The sequence below is a fragment of the Psychrobacter proteolyticus genome, from assembly GCF_039762275.1.
Taxonomy (GTDB): domain Bacteria; phylum Pseudomonadota; class Gammaproteobacteria; order Pseudomonadales; family Moraxellaceae; genus Psychrobacter; species Psychrobacter proteolyticus_C.
The window spans coordinates 249,531-266,248 of sequence record NZ_JBDLOB010000003.1; the positions used below are offsets into that span (position 1 = coordinate 249,531).

The following is a 16,718-nucleotide window of genomic DNA, read 5'->3' on the forward strand; positions in this document are numbered from 1 at the left end:
TACGCTGTCAGCAATTTTTCAGCGATAAGTCATCATTTTTATATTGGGCGAATTATGTCAGACAACACTAAAACGGTTTCATTATCGACCATAGCTTCTCAGAGCAAACAGACACCTAGCGCTATCGATACAGCCACGCTGCTCATCAAATGCAAAGATCAGGCTGGTATCGTACAAGCAGTCTCTGAATTTATTCATCGTTATGGCGCTAATATTATTACGCTCGATCAGTATTCAACGGCGCATGAAGGCGGTCAATACTTCATGCGTTTAGAGTTTGCTTTGGCAGGTTTGAGCGATATTATCGAGAATTTTGAGGCCAGCTTTGCGCATACGGTTGCCAAGCGTCACGATATGGATTGGCGTCTACATAATAATGCAACGAAGACCAAAGTCGGTATTTTGGTATCTAAGTTTGATCATGCGTTATTAGATTTATTATGGCGACATCAGCGTGGACTGCTCGATTGCGAGATTACTTGCGTGGTCAGCAACCATCCTGATTTAAAGCAAGCAGTACAAAATTTTGGCATTACTTTTCATCATGTACCAGTGACTAAAGACAATAAGGCAGAGGCAGAAGAGCAAATCCATAAGTTGATGGCAGGTAACGACTTGCTAGTATTGGCGCGCTATATGCAAATATTGTCATCAGATTTCGTCAAACGTTGGCCAATGCAGATTATTAATATCCATCATTCTTTCCTGCCAGCGTTTGTGGGTGCAGATCCTTATCGTCAAGCTTACGATAAAGGCGTTAAGCTTATCGGCGCAACTGCGCATTATGTCACAGCTGAGCTTGATCAAGGGCCTATCATCGAGCAAGATGTACACCGTGTGACGCATCGCCAAGGGGTAACAGAGCTGCGTGCTATCGGCCGTGATATCGAACGCAACGTATTAGCACGCGCCGTAAACTGGCATGTGCAAAACCGTGTGATTGTGGCAGGTAATAAGACAGTCGTATTTAACTAAGAAAAATGAGTAGTGAGTCGGCTAATAATATAAAAAAGGCGGTCAGTAACTATTGTTGCCGACCGCCTTTTTTTGAAAATATATTTTATAAGAGCATTTCTAAGACAAATTTACTACCCACAAAGCCAATCGCTAACAGAATAAAGGCATAAATAGTGATATTGGCAGCACGTTTGCCTCGCCAGCCTGCACGCCAATTACTGAATAGTAGTACACCAAATAATAACCACGACAGCAGACTAAAAACAGTCTTATGCACGATATGTTGCGCCATCAAATCTTGCACATAGATAAATCCAATCCCCAGTGCGATACTGAGCAATACAAAGCCTACCAACAGCATATCGAATAATAAACTCTCCATACTTTGCAAGGAGGGCAGTTTATTGACCCAAAATCGATGAATGGTATGATGCTTGAGCTCACGTATTTGTAGACGTAGAAATAGCGCTTGTACCGCCGCCATCAACAGCACACAATAGGCAGCTAATGATAATATGATATGGATTTCAAGTCCGATACTGACATCAGTCAATGGTTGATAAGGGGCGCGGCCGACATAACCGACAGTCATACCTATTAGCGCAGTGGGTGCAGCCAAAATACCAAGACTAAGAATAGGGCGGTATAAACAGAACAATAGATAAAAGAATAAGAAAAATAAACTGGTCAGACTGATTATATTGAACAAGTTGAAATTTAAACCATACAGCGTCACAACGTATGGATATAGCAGTAACGCATGTGCAGCCATACCGATGAGCAACAAGCCCAAACTGAGGCTTTTGTGGATAGGTTTGTCCTGAACCAGCGCCCAACCAATATGGATGCTGACTAAGATATAAGCCATGCTAGCAAGTAAGAATGCAAAGTGCACAGATAAAAAGCCTCATCTTATACTGAGCATAAACTGCCGCTCAATGTGTCGCTAAAGTGGTATTATCAGAATGATTAGAATAATCGTCCAATTTATCATAAAATGGGTGCCAATTGAGCACCATCTTGCTTATAACTTATAAATGATCGGCAGTGCTGCATAGCGCAAAACGTAAAATATATCATCTATAAAAAGTTAACTACAATTATAAGCGCTGTGTCTTTTGCGAAACGACTATAAGTTTTGAGCCATGTTAATGCTATAGTATTGATAATATAATTCTTTTATCATGTCCCTTGTCATGCAATATCCTAATATCTTATAGCGTATCCTAATATTATTTACGAACCATTTTAATGGTTTGATTTAGAGTTATTTTAATTGTGTATTATTTAATTGAAAACCATTTTAATTGAGAGTTATTTATGTTTGATACCTTAACAGAACGCTTATCGTCGAGCCTACGTAACATTGTCGGTACCGGACAGTTGACCGAAGATAATATCAAAGACACGCTACGTGAAGTGCGTATGGCGTTGTTAGAAGCTGATGTGGCGTTGCCTGTCACTCGTGATTTTGTAAAACGCGTAAAAGAACAAGCGCTTGGTGCCGAGGTGCTAAAAGAGTTGGCGCCAGGTCAAGCCTTTGTCAAAATCGTACACGACGAGCTGACCGAAATGATGGGCAGTGCCAATCAGCAGCTAGAGATGACAGGTAAGCCGCCTGTTGTTTATTTACTAGCAGGTCTACAAGGTGCAGGTAAAACGACTACAGCTGGTAAGTTGGCTAAATATCTACAAGAGCGCCAAAAGAAAAAAGTCATGCTAGTCTCTGCTGACGTTTATCGTCCAGCGGCTATCAAGCAGCTTGAGCAAGTAGCCGGTCAGGTGAATGCTAAGTTTGTGAACTCAAGCACAGATGAGAATCCAATTGATATCGCAAAGCGTGCGATTGAAGAAGCCAAAATCCAATATCAAGATATTCTGATCATTGATACCGCTGGTCGTCTACATATCGACGATACCATGATGGATGAGATTAAGGCGCTAACTGCTGCGGTTAACCCATCTGAGACGCTATTCGTCGTCGATGCAATGACGGGTCAAGATGCCGCCAATACCGCAAAAGCCTTTAATGATGCGTTGCCATTGACGGGTGTTATCTTAACCAAGACTGATGGTGATGCTCGCGGCGGTGCGGCGCTTTCTGTACGCGCTATTACTGGTAAGCCAATTAAATTCTTGGGCCGCGGTGAAAAACTAGACGAGCTAGAGCTGTTCCACCCTGAACGTATTGCGCAGCGTATCCTTGGTATGGGTGACGTACTGAGTCTGGTCGAAGAAGTTGAGCAAAAGATTGACCGTGATAAAGCCGAAAAAATGGCGAAAAAGATGCAAAAGGGCGGTGACTTCGACCTTGAGGATCTATTGACTCAGTTCCAGCAGATGAAGAGCATGGGCGGTATGGCAGGTTTCTTGGATAAGATGCCTGGTATGGGCGGCTCAGACATGCAAAAAGCCGTCGAAGATGCTAAACCAGAAGAAAAAGTACGCGAGATGGAAGCGTTGATCAATTCAATGACACCATTTGAGCGTAAAAATCCTGACAAGATTAACCCAAGTCGTAAGCGCCGTATCGCTGCAGGTTCAGGACGTGAGATTCAAGACGTTAACCGTTTGCTCAAGCAGCACAAGCAAATGGCAAAAATGATGAAAATGATCTCAAAGCCTGAAGGCATCAGTAAAATGATGAAGTCTATGCAAGGCCTCATGGGTGGCGGTAGTGCTGGCGGTGGCGGCGGCGGTCCATTGTTTGGCGGTGGCGGTCAGCAAGGTGGCGCTAAAGACGTGAATCCAGAACAAATGGCCAAGCAGATGGGACTGGATCCAAACAACATGCCAAGCACCGAAGAGATGCAAAAGCAAATGCAAGAAATGCAAAACCAAGCACCAAAGAAGTTCAAAACCCGCTTTTAGATAACGATTAGTTATTTTTAAGAAGTTTAATTAAAGCCCCGAAGCCAATGAAGCTTTGGGGCTTTTTATCGTCATCAGTTGTAGATAAACACTGATGGATAAAGTGTGAAAAATATAGAAATTAATAAAATTCGTGTACCCTAAATGCTATGATAGGCGCTGCTCCATTCTGTCAGTATTCTTATAGTGCATGAACGATAGATCGTGATGAAAAATTAGTAAAATCTGACAAATCAATTTAGAACGCCAAAAGTAAAAGCCGAGGTTGTGATGTTTTTAGCAATGGATACCGTGTTCGACCAGTGTTCGATCGCGATTTTAGATTCGAGCGGACAGGTACTGTCGAGCCATACCGAAACAGGTAAGCGTCAGCAGACTCAACAGATTTTACCGATGATTGATGCTGCATTGTCTGAGGCGCAGTTACGTCTTGCTGATATACAGGCTTTAATATTCAATCGCGGGCCGGGTGCGTTTAGTGGTATTCGCATCAATACGGCAGTGGTACAGGCTCTGTCTGTAGCGCATGACTTGCCTTGTGTTGGCGTCTCAAGCCTGCAAGCAATCGCACAATGCGCGTATCAGAAGTATGGGCTGACACACCTATACAGCGCCCTTGATGCTCGTATGCAGCAAGTCTACTTTGGGCAGTATAAGTTGGTAATTGAAGACCAGTTAGGTTATAGCATTATGCAGCCAGTCTTGGCTGATGGTAGCGATAGCACTGAGCAGCTACTAGATTATGATAGCCAAACAGTACTCAATCTACCTATTGCGGGTAATGGCGCGCCGCTATTGGCACGACATGATCAGCAAGACTGCCATGAAGGTGTGTGGCCAGATGCTGTTGTCATTGGGCAGCTTGGTATTGCTCAGTTTGCAAACGATGGTGGTACGGAAGCATCGCAGGCATTGCCAAAATATCTACGCAACCAAGCTTGGAAAACACTTAAAGAGCAAGGTAAAGCATAGCTTTATAAATATACTTTTTGCAGCCAGCTTTTTAGTGTTTAGCAAGCGCATACCAATATAAAATCAACGTTAATATAGGACAGCCAATCGGTCTGTTTTTAGGCCAGTTTTTTTAGGCCAGTCTGTTTCTAGGAAAGTCACTGTGGATATAGTTTTATTCGTTCAAGCTGTCATCATGGGTATCGTTGAAGGTATCACTGAGTTTTTACCCATATCTAGTACGGGATATTTGATCCTATCAGCAGATGTGATGGGTTTCTGGACTAAAGAAAAAGTTGATTTATTTGTTGTTGTTGTGCAGCTTGGCGCTATTTTGGCAGTGATTTATGACTATTGGGGTAGATTGTGGCAAGCGTTGATGGGTTTGCTGACTGGCAAAGCAGAGGGCATGACTAATCCTAGACAGCTGGGACTGAGTCTGATTGTCTCTACTATTCCTGTGATGATTGTTGGTTTTACCTTTGCCGATGAAATCAAAGCTTATTTGTTCAATCCTATCGTCGTTGCCATTATGCTCATCATCGGCGGTCTACTGATATTTTACGTGGAAAAGCGTCCTAAAACGGTCATTGCAGAAGAAGCGGAAGATGTCAGCATAAAAACTGCGCTGATGATTGGACTATTCCAATGTTTAGCTCTTATACCAGGGACGTCACGCTCAGGTGCCACTATTATTGGTGCGCTGTGGTTAGGTGTCTCACGTAAGGCTTCTGCTGAGTTTTCTTTCTTTTTGGGTATTCCTGTCATTGTAGGCGCGGCACTGTTGGATTTACTCAAACATGGTGACGTCCTGACCAACAGTGAAGATTGGCTAGTGCTAGGTATTGGAACCATCGTATCATTTGTAGTGGCGCTACTTTGTATTCGCTTGCTTGTGGCATGGGTAAGTCGCCGTGACTTTACTATTTTTGCTTGGTTACGCATTATCACGGGTGTTATTGTTCTGGTCGCCGCTTGGGGCTTTGGTTATCAAATGGCTGGCTAGATTTGCGTTATGATTTAACGCACTCGTAATTCATAGTGAAAAAAGCAGCAAATAGGATGATGGTTATGACCGATGTGCCCCAAACGTATGACGAGACAGGTGCTGTTGTACATTGTCAGTTATTCTACGTCAATGACAGCCAGCAAGCACAGGTTGAGAGCCTACAGTCATTGATAGCTGAGCATACATTACCAATTATCTTAGATATAGAGGTCGCTACAGAGAAATTAACTCAAAAGCGCCGTCAGCAGTTGAGCCAAGAATCTACTCAGCCTATTCTATTATTAGATGATAAAGACAAGCTATCATGGTTAAGTGATGGGCTCAGTGTGGCACCTGAGTGGGACAAGTTGCAGCGCCGTGTAGTGAGTGCTGGTCGTAAGTCTGAGCTGCTATTACAAGCGGCCAAAATCACATCAGATAGTCACGTTATTGATGCAACCGCTGGCTTTGGGCATGATAGTTTAATATTGGCCAGTACTGGTGCCCAAGTCACTATGCTTGAGCAGCAGCCGTTGATGGCATTGCTGTTACTTGCAGAGGAGCAGCGTATGAGTGCGCTACTCAATTGGCAAAAGCTCATGAGCCGTCTACAGATTATCAATACTGATGCGCTCAGTTATTTTGCGAATTTAGAAGCAGGCACCGCAATAGACGATGCTACGGCAATCGATGTCGTCTATTTGGATCCAATGTTTCCAGAGGATAGCTATCAAGATAGCAAGACAGGTAAAGGGGCAAAAGTCGGTAAGCATATGCAAGCATTGCATCAATTGGCTCGTCCACCAACTTCAGATGAAGAGCGACAACTGCTAAGTAGGGCGCAGGCCGTTGTCAAACAAAATAGCCAAAGCCAAGGTCGCGTGGTCGTAAAGCGTCCACAGTTTGCACCGCTGCTTGCCGATGAGCCAGCTAGTGAAAGCTGGCATAATGAAGCCGTACGCTTTGATGGGTATTTTGTCTGACAGCTGCTGTTTGCGATAATGAATGTACGAGTATAAATGTACGCAATTAATCAGCTTATATGTGCAGAATTAATGGATTTAGGAGCAAGGAATGTCAGCGTTAATCATTTGGGTTATGGGTGCAATTCTATTGTTGATTAATATCATGCTGCGTACTCGCATTCTTCGGCTTGAGGCACGGTTAAAAGAGCTGAGCAATCCACAAGAGCAGCTGGTATTTTTACGTCAACAAGCAGCAAAAAAAGACAAAGTCACAGCGTTAAAAGCATTACGCAAGCAGTATCCTGAGCTATCACTGATCGAAGCGAATAAATTATGGCAACAAATTCAGTAGCCAGACCATTAAGCTTAGTAATTAGTCTATTAAAACTCAGTAACTAGCCCCTTCAAAAATTAATTTAGTGGTTCTGAGCGAAATAGATAAGCGCGCATAAAAATTATTCAAACAATGATAATAAAAAGCCATGACATTTAAAGACAAGCTACAAGCCTACATCCAGCTAACCCGTTTTGATAAGCCAGTCGGCATTGAGCTGCTCTTATGGCCAACGCTTTGGGGCGTACTACTTGCTGCAATGGGTCAAGCGCAGCAGCAAGGAATGACGGCAGCGTTGCCAAGTATCAAGGTGTTCGCGATATTTGCCCTTGGTGCAATATTTATGCGAGCGGCTGGTTGTGCGATTAACGATTTTGCGGATCGTAAAGTAGATGGTCATGTGACTCGCACTAAAGGACGACCGTTAGCAGATGGACGCTTATCTGGCAAAGAAGCTGTTGCTGCATTTTTAGTACTGGTGCTGTTAAGCGCCAGTCTGCTATTCTTCTTGCCTATAGCCGTATTCTATTGGTCGCTTGGTGCTGTTGTATTGGCGTTTATTTATCCATTTATGAAACGCTATACGCACCTGCCGCAAGTATTTTTAGCAGCTGCTTTTGGGTGGGCGATACCGATGTCCTATGTTGCAGTGCAAGGCGCTCCCGATATTTGGTGTTGGCTGCTATTTTTAGCCTATATGTGTTGGACAGTGGCCTATGATACCCAGTACGCTATGGCTGACCGTGAGGATGACTTAAAGATTGGCGTAAAATCAACAGCGATACTATTCGGTCGTTATGATGTGATTATCATCTCAATATTACAGATGCTATTTTTGCTAACGATGGGTGTGGTTATGTGGCATTACTTTGCTCTGACCACATTAGGCGTAACACCGGTATTTGGACTGGCGCTTGTTGCGATGATGTTTGCCAAACAAAACAGCGCTTGTGCCAGCCGCAATCCTTTGGCTTGCTTTCAGGCGTTCTTGGCTAATATCTGGGTAGGGCGCTATGTCTTTGCTCTCATCGCAGTTACTTGCATATGGACGACGCTAAATGGATAAGTTCGATAAATTACCGAGATTCAAATCAAAGAAACTGTCTGATACGAATGCCTCAGTTGTAGACTATCAAGCTAAACTTGCCGAACATGGTCTGACTCGTGAGCAAGTTATCGCAACTGAGCGTAAGCTAGCAAAATTTGCTAATACCATGGATTCGCTGGTGCGAGTGCCTTTCACCAAGCAAGGAATGGGTGCGGATGCGGCGCTTTCGACCATTCCACTAGCAGGAGATTTGGCAGGATTGGCATTGACCAGTTATGCATTTATATTAGGACGTCAGTTAGGTGTGCCCGCTCATAAAATGACGCCAGCGGTTAGATTGGCACTTATTGATATGGTCGTTGGTATCGTACCTGGCATTGGTACGTTATTAGATATTTTTATTCGTCCTAGCCGTAAGACACTGGGTATCGTGCACGAGCATCTACATCATGAGTATGGTATTACCGAAACCATGCATATGGATCGACCGTTTTTACACCAATCATTAGAAGACAAACAACAGCAAAGCCGCTTTGGGTTTTTTTGGCGTAATCCAATCGTTGCTTGGTTATATCTGCACATCCCTGATTTTCTTGGACTGATAGTCATTGTGTTTGTCGGTTGGGGGCTGTGGACAGTGATAAGCTGGTTGGTTGGGATGTTTGGTCAATCGACTGGGTTTGGTTAAATATAATCACTCATAACCCATTAGACAGCTTAGTAGAGACAAGTCAGTGGAGAGTAATACACAGAAACGAAAAAGGCGGCAACGATAATAACGTTTGCCGCCTTTTTTATGATTTTAAATAGGGCATTGAAACAAAGGCCGCCTCAGACTTTATTCAGTGATGACTTCTGCTTCAGCACTGACGGCATCAAAGCTAGTGACTTTATTGTTTCGGATAAGGTCGATAGTACCGCCACCAGCATGACTGACGAGTTGTATACTACCGTCAGTTGATTGATACGTAGGATTATTGCCTTGGCCTTCGGGCGCGCTTAAGGTCATTTTTGGCTGGTTAGGACGAGTAATGATAGCGTTAAGCATACCAGCTGCCGACGTCTCAAAGACTACGGACAAACTCTCACCTGCTGCACTTTTATAACGGACATCAGTGATTTGTGCGCCTTTGATAGCTTGTTCTGGATTAGGTTTTTCAGCGCTATCATTTGCCGTAGACGTAGTATCACTAAGATCTTTATCTAACTCTGTTAAGCTCATATCACGTTCTGAATCAGTCTGCGCTACATTTTGAGCATCATCTGAGTTGCTATCTTCCGCTTCATCAACGTTGATATTGGTCGTTACGGGCGTGGTTTGTGTTGAGGTTTCAGCTGTAGTTGTATCAGTTGCTTCAGGTTCTGGATCTTTTTGACAAGCAGTCAGTAGCAACAGGCTTAAGAAAATCGCAGGCGCCGTACGATAAAGCAGTTTAGATTTTTGTAAGTTTATTATTTTTGGGAGAGAAGTATTCATAATCAGCTTTATCCGTTAATGGCGCTCTACGTAAATGTGGTAATTGGCAAGGGTCAATCTGCTATTTATTGACAGTATCTTATTACGTATTTACCGTAATCACCAGCTTACGCTGTCCACCATATACTTGCAGGTTTCTATGCTCACATAAGTAAATACCTTGCCACATGCCCAGTCCTAACTCACCATCGACAAGCGGTATAGTCAAGCTTACTCCAAGCATCATGCTTTTGAGATGCGCTGGCAAGTCGTCTGAGCCTTCTAAGGTATGGCGATACTCTGGCTGGTCTTCTGGTGCGATTTTATTGAGCCAATCCTCTGTATCTAGTCGGACATCTGGATCAGCATTTTCATTGATCGCAAGACTGGCTGACGTATGCAGCAAAAACAGATGAATCAACCCTACCTTGGCAGAGTGAGGTAACAGCTGAGAAATAGCTTCTTCAATCCTTGGAGTGATGATATGAATGCCACGCGCATAGGCGGGTAGAGTAAGGGTGGTTTGGTAATAGCTCATGGGGCATATCTCATTATTAGGGTCGACATTAAATTAAGATATCATAAGACAGTATAAACCGCAGAAAGCGTTGCTATTATTTACACAAGAGCCATTTATTCTTAAACAAGCGGCGTCTGTAGCCGTGTACGATTGGGTGATAAACGTGCGAGCATCGTCTCTGACAGTGGTGCAAATGACCCCAGCATCATATCTGCTAATGCTTCAGCGCAAATAGGTGCCAATGCATAACCTTTTGCGCCCATTGCACTCATTGTCCATATCCGCTGACTGTTTGCCAATTGTCCAACGATAGGGTGGTAATCAGGTGTTTGGGTGCGAATGCCAGCTCGTCCCTGCCACAGACTCGTATCCGCCGGAATGATAGATGCCATCTCAGGAATGGCGGTAATTAGCTTGTCTCGGCTAATCTGATGCTCTTCAGGACGTATGTCAGTACTTGTGTCATTGCGGATAAAACTCGCGCCGAGCAATAAATATGGATTGTCAGCGACAACAGTATTTAACTTATCATCTCCAGCCTGTGCGTTGAACCGCGCGCAGTAACCACTATATTTAAGCGGTATTTTAGGTAGCTTTGTTAGTTGCTCCGCTGAGGGGGTAAACCAAGATAGCTGCCCACGAATTTTACGACAATCAAAAATACGCTTATCCAATTGATGACTTTCAAAAGCTGCGCAAATGACGACATTATCAGTAGTCATAGTGACAGTATTACGGTTTCCATCAATACCTTCAATACGAACTTGCTGCTCAGTCTCGTTGATTTTATTCACTTCTAACTGCTGGAAGTGAATGAGCGGATGAGTCAGTATGATGTCTTTTAGTGCTTGTGGATTGACCAGGCCAGACTGAGGTAAGTACAAGTTCTCTGATAAGTTCTGCTCTTTTAGGCCACTAGTAATCTGTGCTTGCTCATGCGATAGAGTGGTCGCCATCTCATCAGGATAGTCGGCAATTTGTTCCGTACCAATATTCGCTTTTATGAGTAAATCAAGGGCGCCAGTCAGTTCAAGTACTGATGCTGTATTAAGCTGTACAGCTGTTTGATTGAGGTCTCGATATAGCCTGCTGCTATGAAGATAGCCGATGGTATGCAGATGCTCATTGACATGGTGAATCGGCGTCATTTTGGGCGCAAGTAATGCTCTAGGATTGCCTGATGCACCTGCCAAGGGCGCTGATTTATCTAATAAAGTAACGGTAATACCGCGATTGGCAAGCGACCAAGCTGTGAGCAATCCTGATACACCTGCACCAATAACGACAGTGTGATCGAATGTGCTATAAGTCGTTTGCTGCTTCGCCTCGTGACTTTTATTATCACAACTTTTATTATCGTCAGTAAGGTCACTACTTTCTGCATTAGCCATAGTGGCCGTTAGCATTTCTCGCTTTCGACCAAAACCTTTTACCTTTTTGATGTCAAAGCCATGCTCTCTTAGTCCACGCTTGACGATACCTGCACAGCTATAAGTGGCGGCAGTCGTATGAGGGCGTGATAGGCGCTGCATTTGTGCAAAGATACTGTCAGCCCACAAGGTGCTGTTGCAAGAAGGCGCAAAACCATCTAAAAACCATGCATCAATATAAGGCGTATGCTGGTTAAAGTGGTCTAATGCCAGTTTGCTTAGACTTTCTGCTGCATCACCAAGCCACATATCGACGGTTAAGTTATCATGAGAAAAACTTAAACGATGACAGCCTGCAATTAGGGGCGGATATGCAGCCAAAAGTGGCTTAATAAATGCCATTAGCTCAGGCGCGCGCTCACCCCATAGCGCAAGTATCTGGGTCAGATCTGCTAGTGGTATAGGAAACTTTTCAGTAGTGATAAAGTGCAGACGAGCCGTTGCTAATTGCGGATTGGTTTCACGCAGTTGTCGCCACAATTGCCACGTTGCTAGTAGATTAAGCCCAGTTCCGAAGCCTAGCTCAGCAATCGTAAAGCATTGCTTTGATGCCAGATATGCTAAACGCTCTGGTAACTGATTGTGCTCTAGAAACACGTGACGTGTCTCTGCCAAACCATCCGCATGAGAAAAATACACATCCCCAAACTCACCTGATACTGGCACCATATTGCCAGTATCATCCGTCTGCCAGTCAATCTTGGCAGGTATGATAACGTTTAAATGTTCAGGGTTTTGATGATTAGCGGTAGACATGAGACACTTCTTAGGAATATCGGGAACGGTAGCTCAACGATCAGCAGTGACGGATCAATGATATCGACATTTGGTCAGACGCAGCGAAGCAGAATAATGCAAGTCAGTGCTAGCAAAGCTGACGCTACCAGCGTTCACGGCGGACAAATACTAACCACGAGACAAAAATGCCGACTAACAAGCTGATCAAAACGGTAAACGCACCATATAGAAACAACTGTCCTTTACTTTCGTAAACCAAGACATTTACTTGAGTCTGTAAATCGTTCACTTGGCGCTGTAGTTGTGCATTACGGCTAAGCAGTTCTTGATTGGCAGCTGACAATGCTTTAGTAGATGGTTGCAACTGTGCCGCCAAGGTATCATTGATATCTAGCGCTGAGTTTTTCGTTGGCAAAGCACGCGCCGATATTGGACCAGTCAGCGGCAGCACTGCTGTTGGATCGGTTGCATCAACAGCAGGTGTTACAGGCGCAGTGGGTGCAGCCTGCACCGAAACGGCTGTCACTAACATGAGACCAATCAAGGCACTTTTATAGAAACGGATAGGTGAAAAAGAGACTCTCTGAATCACGATGCAGCTACTTGATTGTTGCTATCAGTTGGTGCTGGCAATGCTTGAACAAATGGTTTGATATCGACATGACTATACACGCCATCACGTAAATAAGGCTCATCGTTTGCCCATGCTTGAGCCGCTTCGATAGAGTCAAAATCCGCAATGATTAAGCTGCCTGACATATCACTTTTGCCATGCTCGATAGGCGTTGGACCTGCGATAACGAGGCGTCCCTCTTGGTGCAGTGCTTTTAAGCGTTCAATATGTTCAGTACGAGTGATCAGACGTTGTGCACTGCTATTAGCCACGTCATGACCAATGATGGCAAATAAAGACATGAGACTTCCTTAGTGAATAATAAAAAAGTAATGATGAGCTTAGTATAAACGTCATAGCAATAAAATTGTTATTGCTACTATGACAAGGCAACAGAAACTATTTAGTGGCTTTGTCTGTTAGGGCAGGGTTGAGATGCTTTTTTAGTACAGCAAACTGAGCCACGACAAACACCAGCATAATCGGAATCCAACCATAGGTCTTAAAGTTGATCCATGCCTCATCTGACATTGTGAACGCTGTGATATAATGTAGTACAGCCATTAGGGCAAAAAACAACGCCCAAGCAACGGTCAGCTTTTTCCAGCCGCTAAGCGTCAGGGTAAATACCTCTTTCATAGCAAGCTGCATCAATGGCTTATTAATAGCGGCACTGACGAATAGCGTCAACGCAAAAATACCATTGATAATGGGCGATTTCCAACGCAGATAAATATCATCACGCAGCAGTAATGTGCCGCCGCAGAATAAAATCGTTAATAATAAGACAACCCATTGCTGCTTATCAAACTTACCTTTTTGACGAATAAAATGAATGGCGTAAACGATAATAGTGGCGACGAGCAAAGCCCCTGCCGCTGCTAAAATACCGTTATAACGCGCCGCGATAAAAAAGGCAATTAAGGGAATAAAGTCTAATAATGCTTTCATAGCAAAGGGTATGTCCAACAAAAACGTATGGGGTAGTTTACACGTCTACCGCACCAAAAAAAAGCAATCAACACGATAATCATGCGATATACGCAACCTACAGAGTAATACTTCCTTATTGCGCCTGATGACCATGCCACTGGCCAAATATAAACATAAATACAGCACCGATAACTGCTAAATCTACAGAATCAGCAAGACAAACTACAACGCACATAATCGTAACAATGACTGTCTGCTCACTAGCTTTTATTCTACTTCTATTTTATTTAACACTTTAAGGCTCAGCTTATGAAAATCGACTTACATTGCCATAGTACTTGTTCAGATGGTACCTACGCACCGACCGAGGTCATACAGCGTGCCCATGCAGCGGGCATCAACGTATTGGCATTGACTGACCATGACACGCTGGCAGGGATTGATGAGGCAAGAGACGCTGCCAGTGCCTGCGATATGCAAATTATTAATGGCGTTGAAATCAGCTGTGAACATACATTAAGCGGTGGTTACGGAAAGAATAAATCCACCAATAAAATTATTCATGTACTTGGACTGGACTTTACTGATCGCGAAAAAATGCACGCAACGTTGCAACAACTGCAAGACAGTCGAGCCACTCGTGGTCAACGTATCGCTGAAAAATTGAGTGAGCTATTAGATATCAATTATGATGAGCTATGGCAGGCAGTGCTTGATAAAGCAGGCGGTAACCCACAAGCAGTCGGGCGCGCCCATATTGGACAGGTATTGTTTGAGCGCGGTGAAGTCAAAACCGTTCAAAAAGCCTTTGACAAGTACCTAGCAGATAACAAACCTGCTTATGTAGCAATTGAGGCGCTGACGATGCAGCATGGTATCGAGCTGATTCATGCTTGCGGCGGCAAAGCGGTGCTCGCACATCCTACGCGATATCAACTATCAGCGACACGCGTGCGTAAACTCATCGAAGAGTTTGCGCAGCTTGGCGGCGATGCTTGTGAGCTACCAGCCACTAGTGAGCCGATTAGTACCCGCAGAATGGTCGACCGTAGCCTTGCTGAGCATGGTCTTGCGGCATCTATCGGTAGTGATTTTCACGGTAGTAACATGCCTTGGCGACGTTTGGGCGATGTCCCTATTTTAAATGATGATCAACAAGGAGTTTGGGAGTCTTTTGCAACGCTTGCTTAGTAAGTGAGATTTACCTTGTTACAGTTACTTCTAATAAGGTTGTTTCCAATAGCGATAGGGCTTGATTTATCATGATCAATAAGGCCAAAAATAGGTACGTAAACATAATTACATTCATAGAGACATTATTGGGAAATAAATGCGTAAAACAGATTGATAATTCAGGTATAAATTGCCACACTGAATAGACCTTAATCGTGGCTCACGGCTCACTATTTTTTAACTCTATAAATTTGACTATCTGCGGTAGTGCATTATGGCTGTATATAAGTTCTATCTAGGCCACAGAGAGCTTTCTAAGGCTGTTTTTGAGTGGGATGCTGCTGATAGGACAGCTCTACTAACAGCATTTATGCTGATGGAGGTTTTTTCACATTGGTTATGGTGCTTATTTGTATGGTATCGCCGCGATACTTATGGCGCTTATGTTGATATCAACCTGCTCTATCCAGTATGGATTAGCGTGTCTATAGTTGGTGTTTTCTTGCTATGGATGTCCAGTCGTTTTTCGCCAGTTAGAAGTGTCAGTAGCAATCTGCACATATGGCAAGCTTTAATCATCACTATTTATAGTGTCTATATTACTTTTATTGTCGCCATACTAGGGCATAGTAGTTTGGTAACGGGTGTATCACTAGTAGGTGGTGCTATGCTAGGAATGATGCTCATTAACCGGAATTACGTTTGGCGGGCATTTATAGGGCAAATTATTGCGATTTTAGCAGTATCGTTACTTCCTTATTTTGGTATTACGATACCTAATCTACGCCAACTTACGGCAACCACTCTTCCTCCTAGTATTCATAGTTATATGACTCACAGTGATATGACTATCATCAAAAATGAGGCGTTGACCTGGGAGGGTCTTAATCACCTGCGTCAATCTTCCAACCTTTTGTGGCGCTCTACCCATATTTATATGTCGCTACCAAAAGCTATTTTTATCATTTATATGTTTCGTATTTTGTTAGTGTCGTTAGATGACAGTAGGAGAGAAACCTTACGACATGCCAATCAGGACGAGCTTACTCAGCTTAAAAATCGTCGCTACGGTTTGAAAAAAATGAAGTATGCTTTGGCTACTGTGCGAGAATATCAAGATTTAAGCGTCATGCTGTTAGATTTGGATTGGTTTAAACAGATCAACGATAATTATGGTCACGATGTAGGTGATCAGGTTCTGATTGAAGTCTCACAGACACTATCACAATCATTAACAGATAAGACTATCATCAGTCGCTACGGCGGCGAAGAGTTTTTAATTGTATTACCAGATACGAAGCATGATAGCGCTATGATGATAGCCGAGCAACTACGACTGAATATTGCTGAACATGTCATGAAGATTGAAGGTCTGGCTGATTTTAATGTGACAGCAAGCTTTGGGTTATATACCTTAACTTATGAAGAACGAGCTTGTATTGCCCAAGGGTATGAAAAGATTACGCAGCAAAAGACCGTTGCTCGAACGTCACCTCTTATCAAGCCAATTGCTACTCAGCGCGCGGAAAGCCAAATAGCCTCAATGCAAAAGCTGCCTAGTGATATCTGCCAACGTCTGATTAGCACAGCGGATAAGGCCTTATATGAAGCCAAGCACCGTGGTCGTAATCAAGTTGTCAGTGCGAATGAAATGTGGGCCGAAAAAAAAGGCGGTAAGCAATCGCTTTACAAAAGCCGTTAGCCGCTAATCAACAACCATACCGATAACACTGTGTAAGTG

17 protein-coding genes are annotated in these 16,718 nt (G+C 43.6%); 10 read left to right on the plus strand and 7 right to left on the minus strand.

The window, feature by feature from the left end; all coding sequences use genetic code 11:
* Positions 1–54: 54 nt before the first annotated feature.
* The gene (gene purU, locus ABFV72_RS06890) at positions 55–975 is read left to right on the plus strand and encodes a formyltetrahydrofolate deformylase (RefSeq protein ID WP_227670811.1); all 921 of its coding nucleotides are present in this window, start codon (positions 55–57) and stop codon (positions 973–975) included.
* Between the two features lie 85 nt (positions 976–1,060).
* Here the strand turns inward: purU and ABFV72_RS06895 are convergent, their stop codons facing one another.
* Positions 1,061–1,825, minus strand: a complete 765-nt coding sequence (locus tag ABFV72_RS06895) for a cytochrome C assembly family protein (protein ID WP_431192086.1) — start codon at positions 1,823–1,825, stop codon at positions 1,061–1,063.
* A gap of 452 nt (positions 1,826–2,277) precedes the next feature.
* On the opposite strand from ABFV72_RS06895, the gene ffh reads away from it, so the two are divergent.
* The 7 genes from ffh (at position 2,278) to ABFV72_RS06930 (ending at position 8,802) form a co-directional block, all read left to right on the plus strand.
* Positions 2,278–3,828 carry a signal recognition particle protein gene (gene ffh / locus ABFV72_RS06900; protein WP_347162933.1) on the plus strand — a complete coding sequence of 517 codons (1,551 nt, stop codon included), beginning with the start codon at positions 2,278–2,280 and terminating at the stop codon, positions 3,826–3,828.
* A gap of 270 nt (positions 3,829–4,098) precedes the next feature.
* Positions 4,099–4,800, plus strand: a complete 702-nt coding sequence (gene tsaB, locus ABFV72_RS06905) for a tRNA (adenosine(37)-N6)-threonylcarbamoyltransferase complex dimerization subunit type 1 TsaB (RefSeq protein WP_347163061.1) — start codon at positions 4,099–4,101, stop codon at positions 4,798–4,800.
* Between the two features lie 142 nt (positions 4,801–4,942).
* The gene (locus ABFV72_RS06910; RefSeq protein WP_201570570.1) at positions 4,943–5,785 is read left to right on the plus strand and encodes an undecaprenyl-diphosphate phosphatase; all 843 of its coding nucleotides are present in this window, start codon (positions 4,943–4,945) and stop codon (positions 5,783–5,785) included.
* 65 nt (positions 5,786–5,850) lie between these two features.
* A complete protein-coding gene (locus tag ABFV72_RS06915; RefSeq protein WP_347162934.1) occupies positions 5,851–6,750 on the plus strand; it encodes a class I SAM-dependent methyltransferase in 900 nt (299 codons plus the stop codon).
* 91 nt (positions 6,751–6,841) lie between these two features.
* The gene (locus ABFV72_RS06920) at positions 6,842–7,084 is read left to right on the plus strand and encodes a hypothetical protein (protein ID WP_347162935.1); all 243 of its coding nucleotides are present in this window, start codon (positions 6,842–6,844) and stop codon (positions 7,082–7,084) included.
* A 130-nt stretch (positions 7,085–7,214) separates the two neighbouring features.
* Positions 7,215–8,132: a 4-hydroxybenzoate octaprenyltransferase gene (gene ubiA, locus ABFV72_RS06925; protein ID WP_347162936.1), complete on the plus strand. Its 918-nt coding sequence runs from the start codon at positions 7,215–7,217 to the stop codon at positions 8,130–8,132.
* Positions 8,125–8,802 (plus strand): DUF4112 domain-containing protein, encoded by a 678-nt coding sequence (locus ABFV72_RS06930; RefSeq protein ID WP_347162937.1) that lies wholly within the window; start codon positions 8,125–8,127, stop codon positions 8,800–8,802. The genes ubiA and ABFV72_RS06930 overlap by 8 nt, the downstream gene beginning before the upstream one ends.
* 150 nt (positions 8,803–8,952) lie before the next feature.
* On the opposite strand, the gene ABFV72_RS06935 is transcribed toward ABFV72_RS06930, so the two are convergent.
* The 6 genes from ABFV72_RS06935 to ispZ form a co-directional block, all read right to left on the minus strand.
* On the minus strand, positions 8,953–9,591 hold the full coding sequence (locus tag ABFV72_RS06935; RefSeq protein WP_347162938.1) for a hypothetical protein: 639 nt from the start codon (positions 9,589–9,591) through the stop codon (positions 8,953–8,955).
* Between the two features lie 82 nt (positions 9,592–9,673).
* On the minus strand, positions 9,674–10,108 hold the full coding sequence (locus ABFV72_RS06940; protein ID WP_347162939.1) for a secondary thiamine-phosphate synthase enzyme YjbQ: 435 nt from the start codon (positions 10,106–10,108) through the stop codon (positions 9,674–9,676).
* A gap of 101 nt (positions 10,109–10,209) precedes the next feature.
* Positions 10,210–12,276: a tRNA (5-methylaminomethyl-2-thiouridine)(34)-methyltransferase MnmD gene (mnmD, locus tag ABFV72_RS06945; protein ID WP_347162940.1), complete on the minus strand. Its 2,067-nt coding sequence runs from the start codon at positions 12,274–12,276 to the stop codon at positions 10,210–10,212.
* Between the two features lie 124 nt (positions 12,277–12,400).
* Positions 12,401–12,850: a hypothetical protein gene (locus ABFV72_RS06950; RefSeq protein ID WP_347162941.1), complete on the minus strand. Its 450-nt coding sequence runs from the start codon at positions 12,848–12,850 to the stop codon at positions 12,401–12,403.
* Positions 12,847–13,173, minus strand: coding sequence for a YciI family protein (locus ABFV72_RS06955; protein ID WP_057761353.1), 327 nt, complete (start codon positions 13,171–13,173; stop codon positions 12,847–12,849). Before ABFV72_RS06955 ends, ABFV72_RS06950 begins: the two co-directional genes overlap by 4 nt.
* A 97-nt stretch (positions 13,174–13,270) precedes the next feature.
* Positions 13,271–13,822, minus strand: coding sequence for a septation protein IspZ (gene ispZ / locus ABFV72_RS06960; protein WP_101205812.1), 552 nt, complete (start codon positions 13,820–13,822; stop codon positions 13,271–13,273).
* A 291-nt stretch (positions 13,823–14,113) separates the two neighbouring features.
* On the opposite strand from ispZ, the gene ABFV72_RS06965 reads away from it, so the two are divergent.
* Both ABFV72_RS06965 and ABFV72_RS06970 read left to right on the plus strand, forming a co-directional pair.
* On the plus strand, positions 14,114–14,995 hold the full coding sequence (locus ABFV72_RS06965; protein ID WP_201579228.1) for a PHP domain-containing protein: 882 nt from the start codon (positions 14,114–14,116) through the stop codon (positions 14,993–14,995).
* A 256-nt stretch (positions 14,996–15,251) separates the two neighbouring features.
* A complete protein-coding gene (locus ABFV72_RS06970) occupies positions 15,252–16,679 on the plus strand; it encodes a GGDEF domain-containing protein (protein ID WP_347162942.1) in 1,428 nt (475 codons plus the stop codon).
* The last annotated feature ends 39 nt before the right edge of the window (positions 16,680–16,718 follow it).

Excerpts from the sequence above, each read along its gene's own strand:
- purU (WP_227670811.1), top strand. The coding sequence starts at position 55 with ATGTCAGACAACACTAAAACGGTTTCATTATCGACCATAGCTTCTCAG.
- ABFV72_RS06895 (WP_431192086.1), bottom strand. The coding sequence starts at position 1,825 with ATGGCTTATATCTTAGTCAGCATCCATATTGGTTGGGCGCTGGTTCAG.
- ffh (WP_347162933.1), top strand. The coding sequence starts at position 2,278 with ATGTTTGATACCTTAACAGAACGCTTATCGTCGAGCCTACGTAACATT.
- tsaB (WP_347163061.1), top strand. The coding sequence starts at position 4,099 with ATGTTTTTAGCAATGGATACCGTGTTCGACCAGTGTTCGATCGCGATT.
- ABFV72_RS06915 (WP_347162934.1), top strand. The coding sequence starts at position 5,851 with ATGACCGATGTGCCCCAAACGTATGACGAGACAGGTGCTGTTGTACAT.
- ABFV72_RS06920 (WP_347162935.1), top strand. The coding sequence starts at position 6,842 with ATGTCAGCGTTAATCATTTGGGTTATGGGTGCAATTCTATTGTTGATT.
- ubiA (WP_347162936.1), top strand. The coding sequence starts at position 7,215 with ATGACATTTAAAGACAAGCTACAAGCCTACATCCAGCTAACCCGTTTT.
- ABFV72_RS06930 (WP_347162937.1), top strand. The coding sequence starts at position 8,125 with ATGGATAAGTTCGATAAATTACCGAGATTCAAATCAAAGAAACTGTCT.
- ABFV72_RS06935 (WP_347162938.1), bottom strand. The coding sequence starts at position 9,591 with ATGAATACTTCTCTCCCAAAAATAATAAACTTACAAAAATCTAAACTG.
- ABFV72_RS06940 (WP_347162939.1), bottom strand. The coding sequence starts at position 10,108 with ATGAGCTATTACCAAACCACCCTTACTCTACCCGCCTATGCGCGTGGC.
- mnmD (WP_347162940.1), bottom strand. The coding sequence starts at position 12,276 with ATGTCTACCGCTAATCATCAAAACCCTGAACATTTAAACGTTATCATA.
- ABFV72_RS06955 (WP_057761353.1), bottom strand. The coding sequence starts at position 13,173 with ATGTCTTTATTTGCCATCATTGGTCATGACGTGGCTAATAGCAGTGCA.
- ispZ (WP_101205812.1), bottom strand. The coding sequence starts at position 13,822 with ATGAAAGCATTATTAGACTTTATTCCCTTAATTGCCTTTTTTATCGCG.
- ABFV72_RS06965 (WP_201579228.1), top strand. The coding sequence starts at position 14,114 with ATGAAAATCGACTTACATTGCCATAGTACTTGTTCAGATGGTACCTAC.
- ABFV72_RS06970 (WP_347162942.1), top strand. The coding sequence starts at position 15,252 with ATGGCTGTATATAAGTTCTATCTAGGCCACAGAGAGCTTTCTAAGGCT.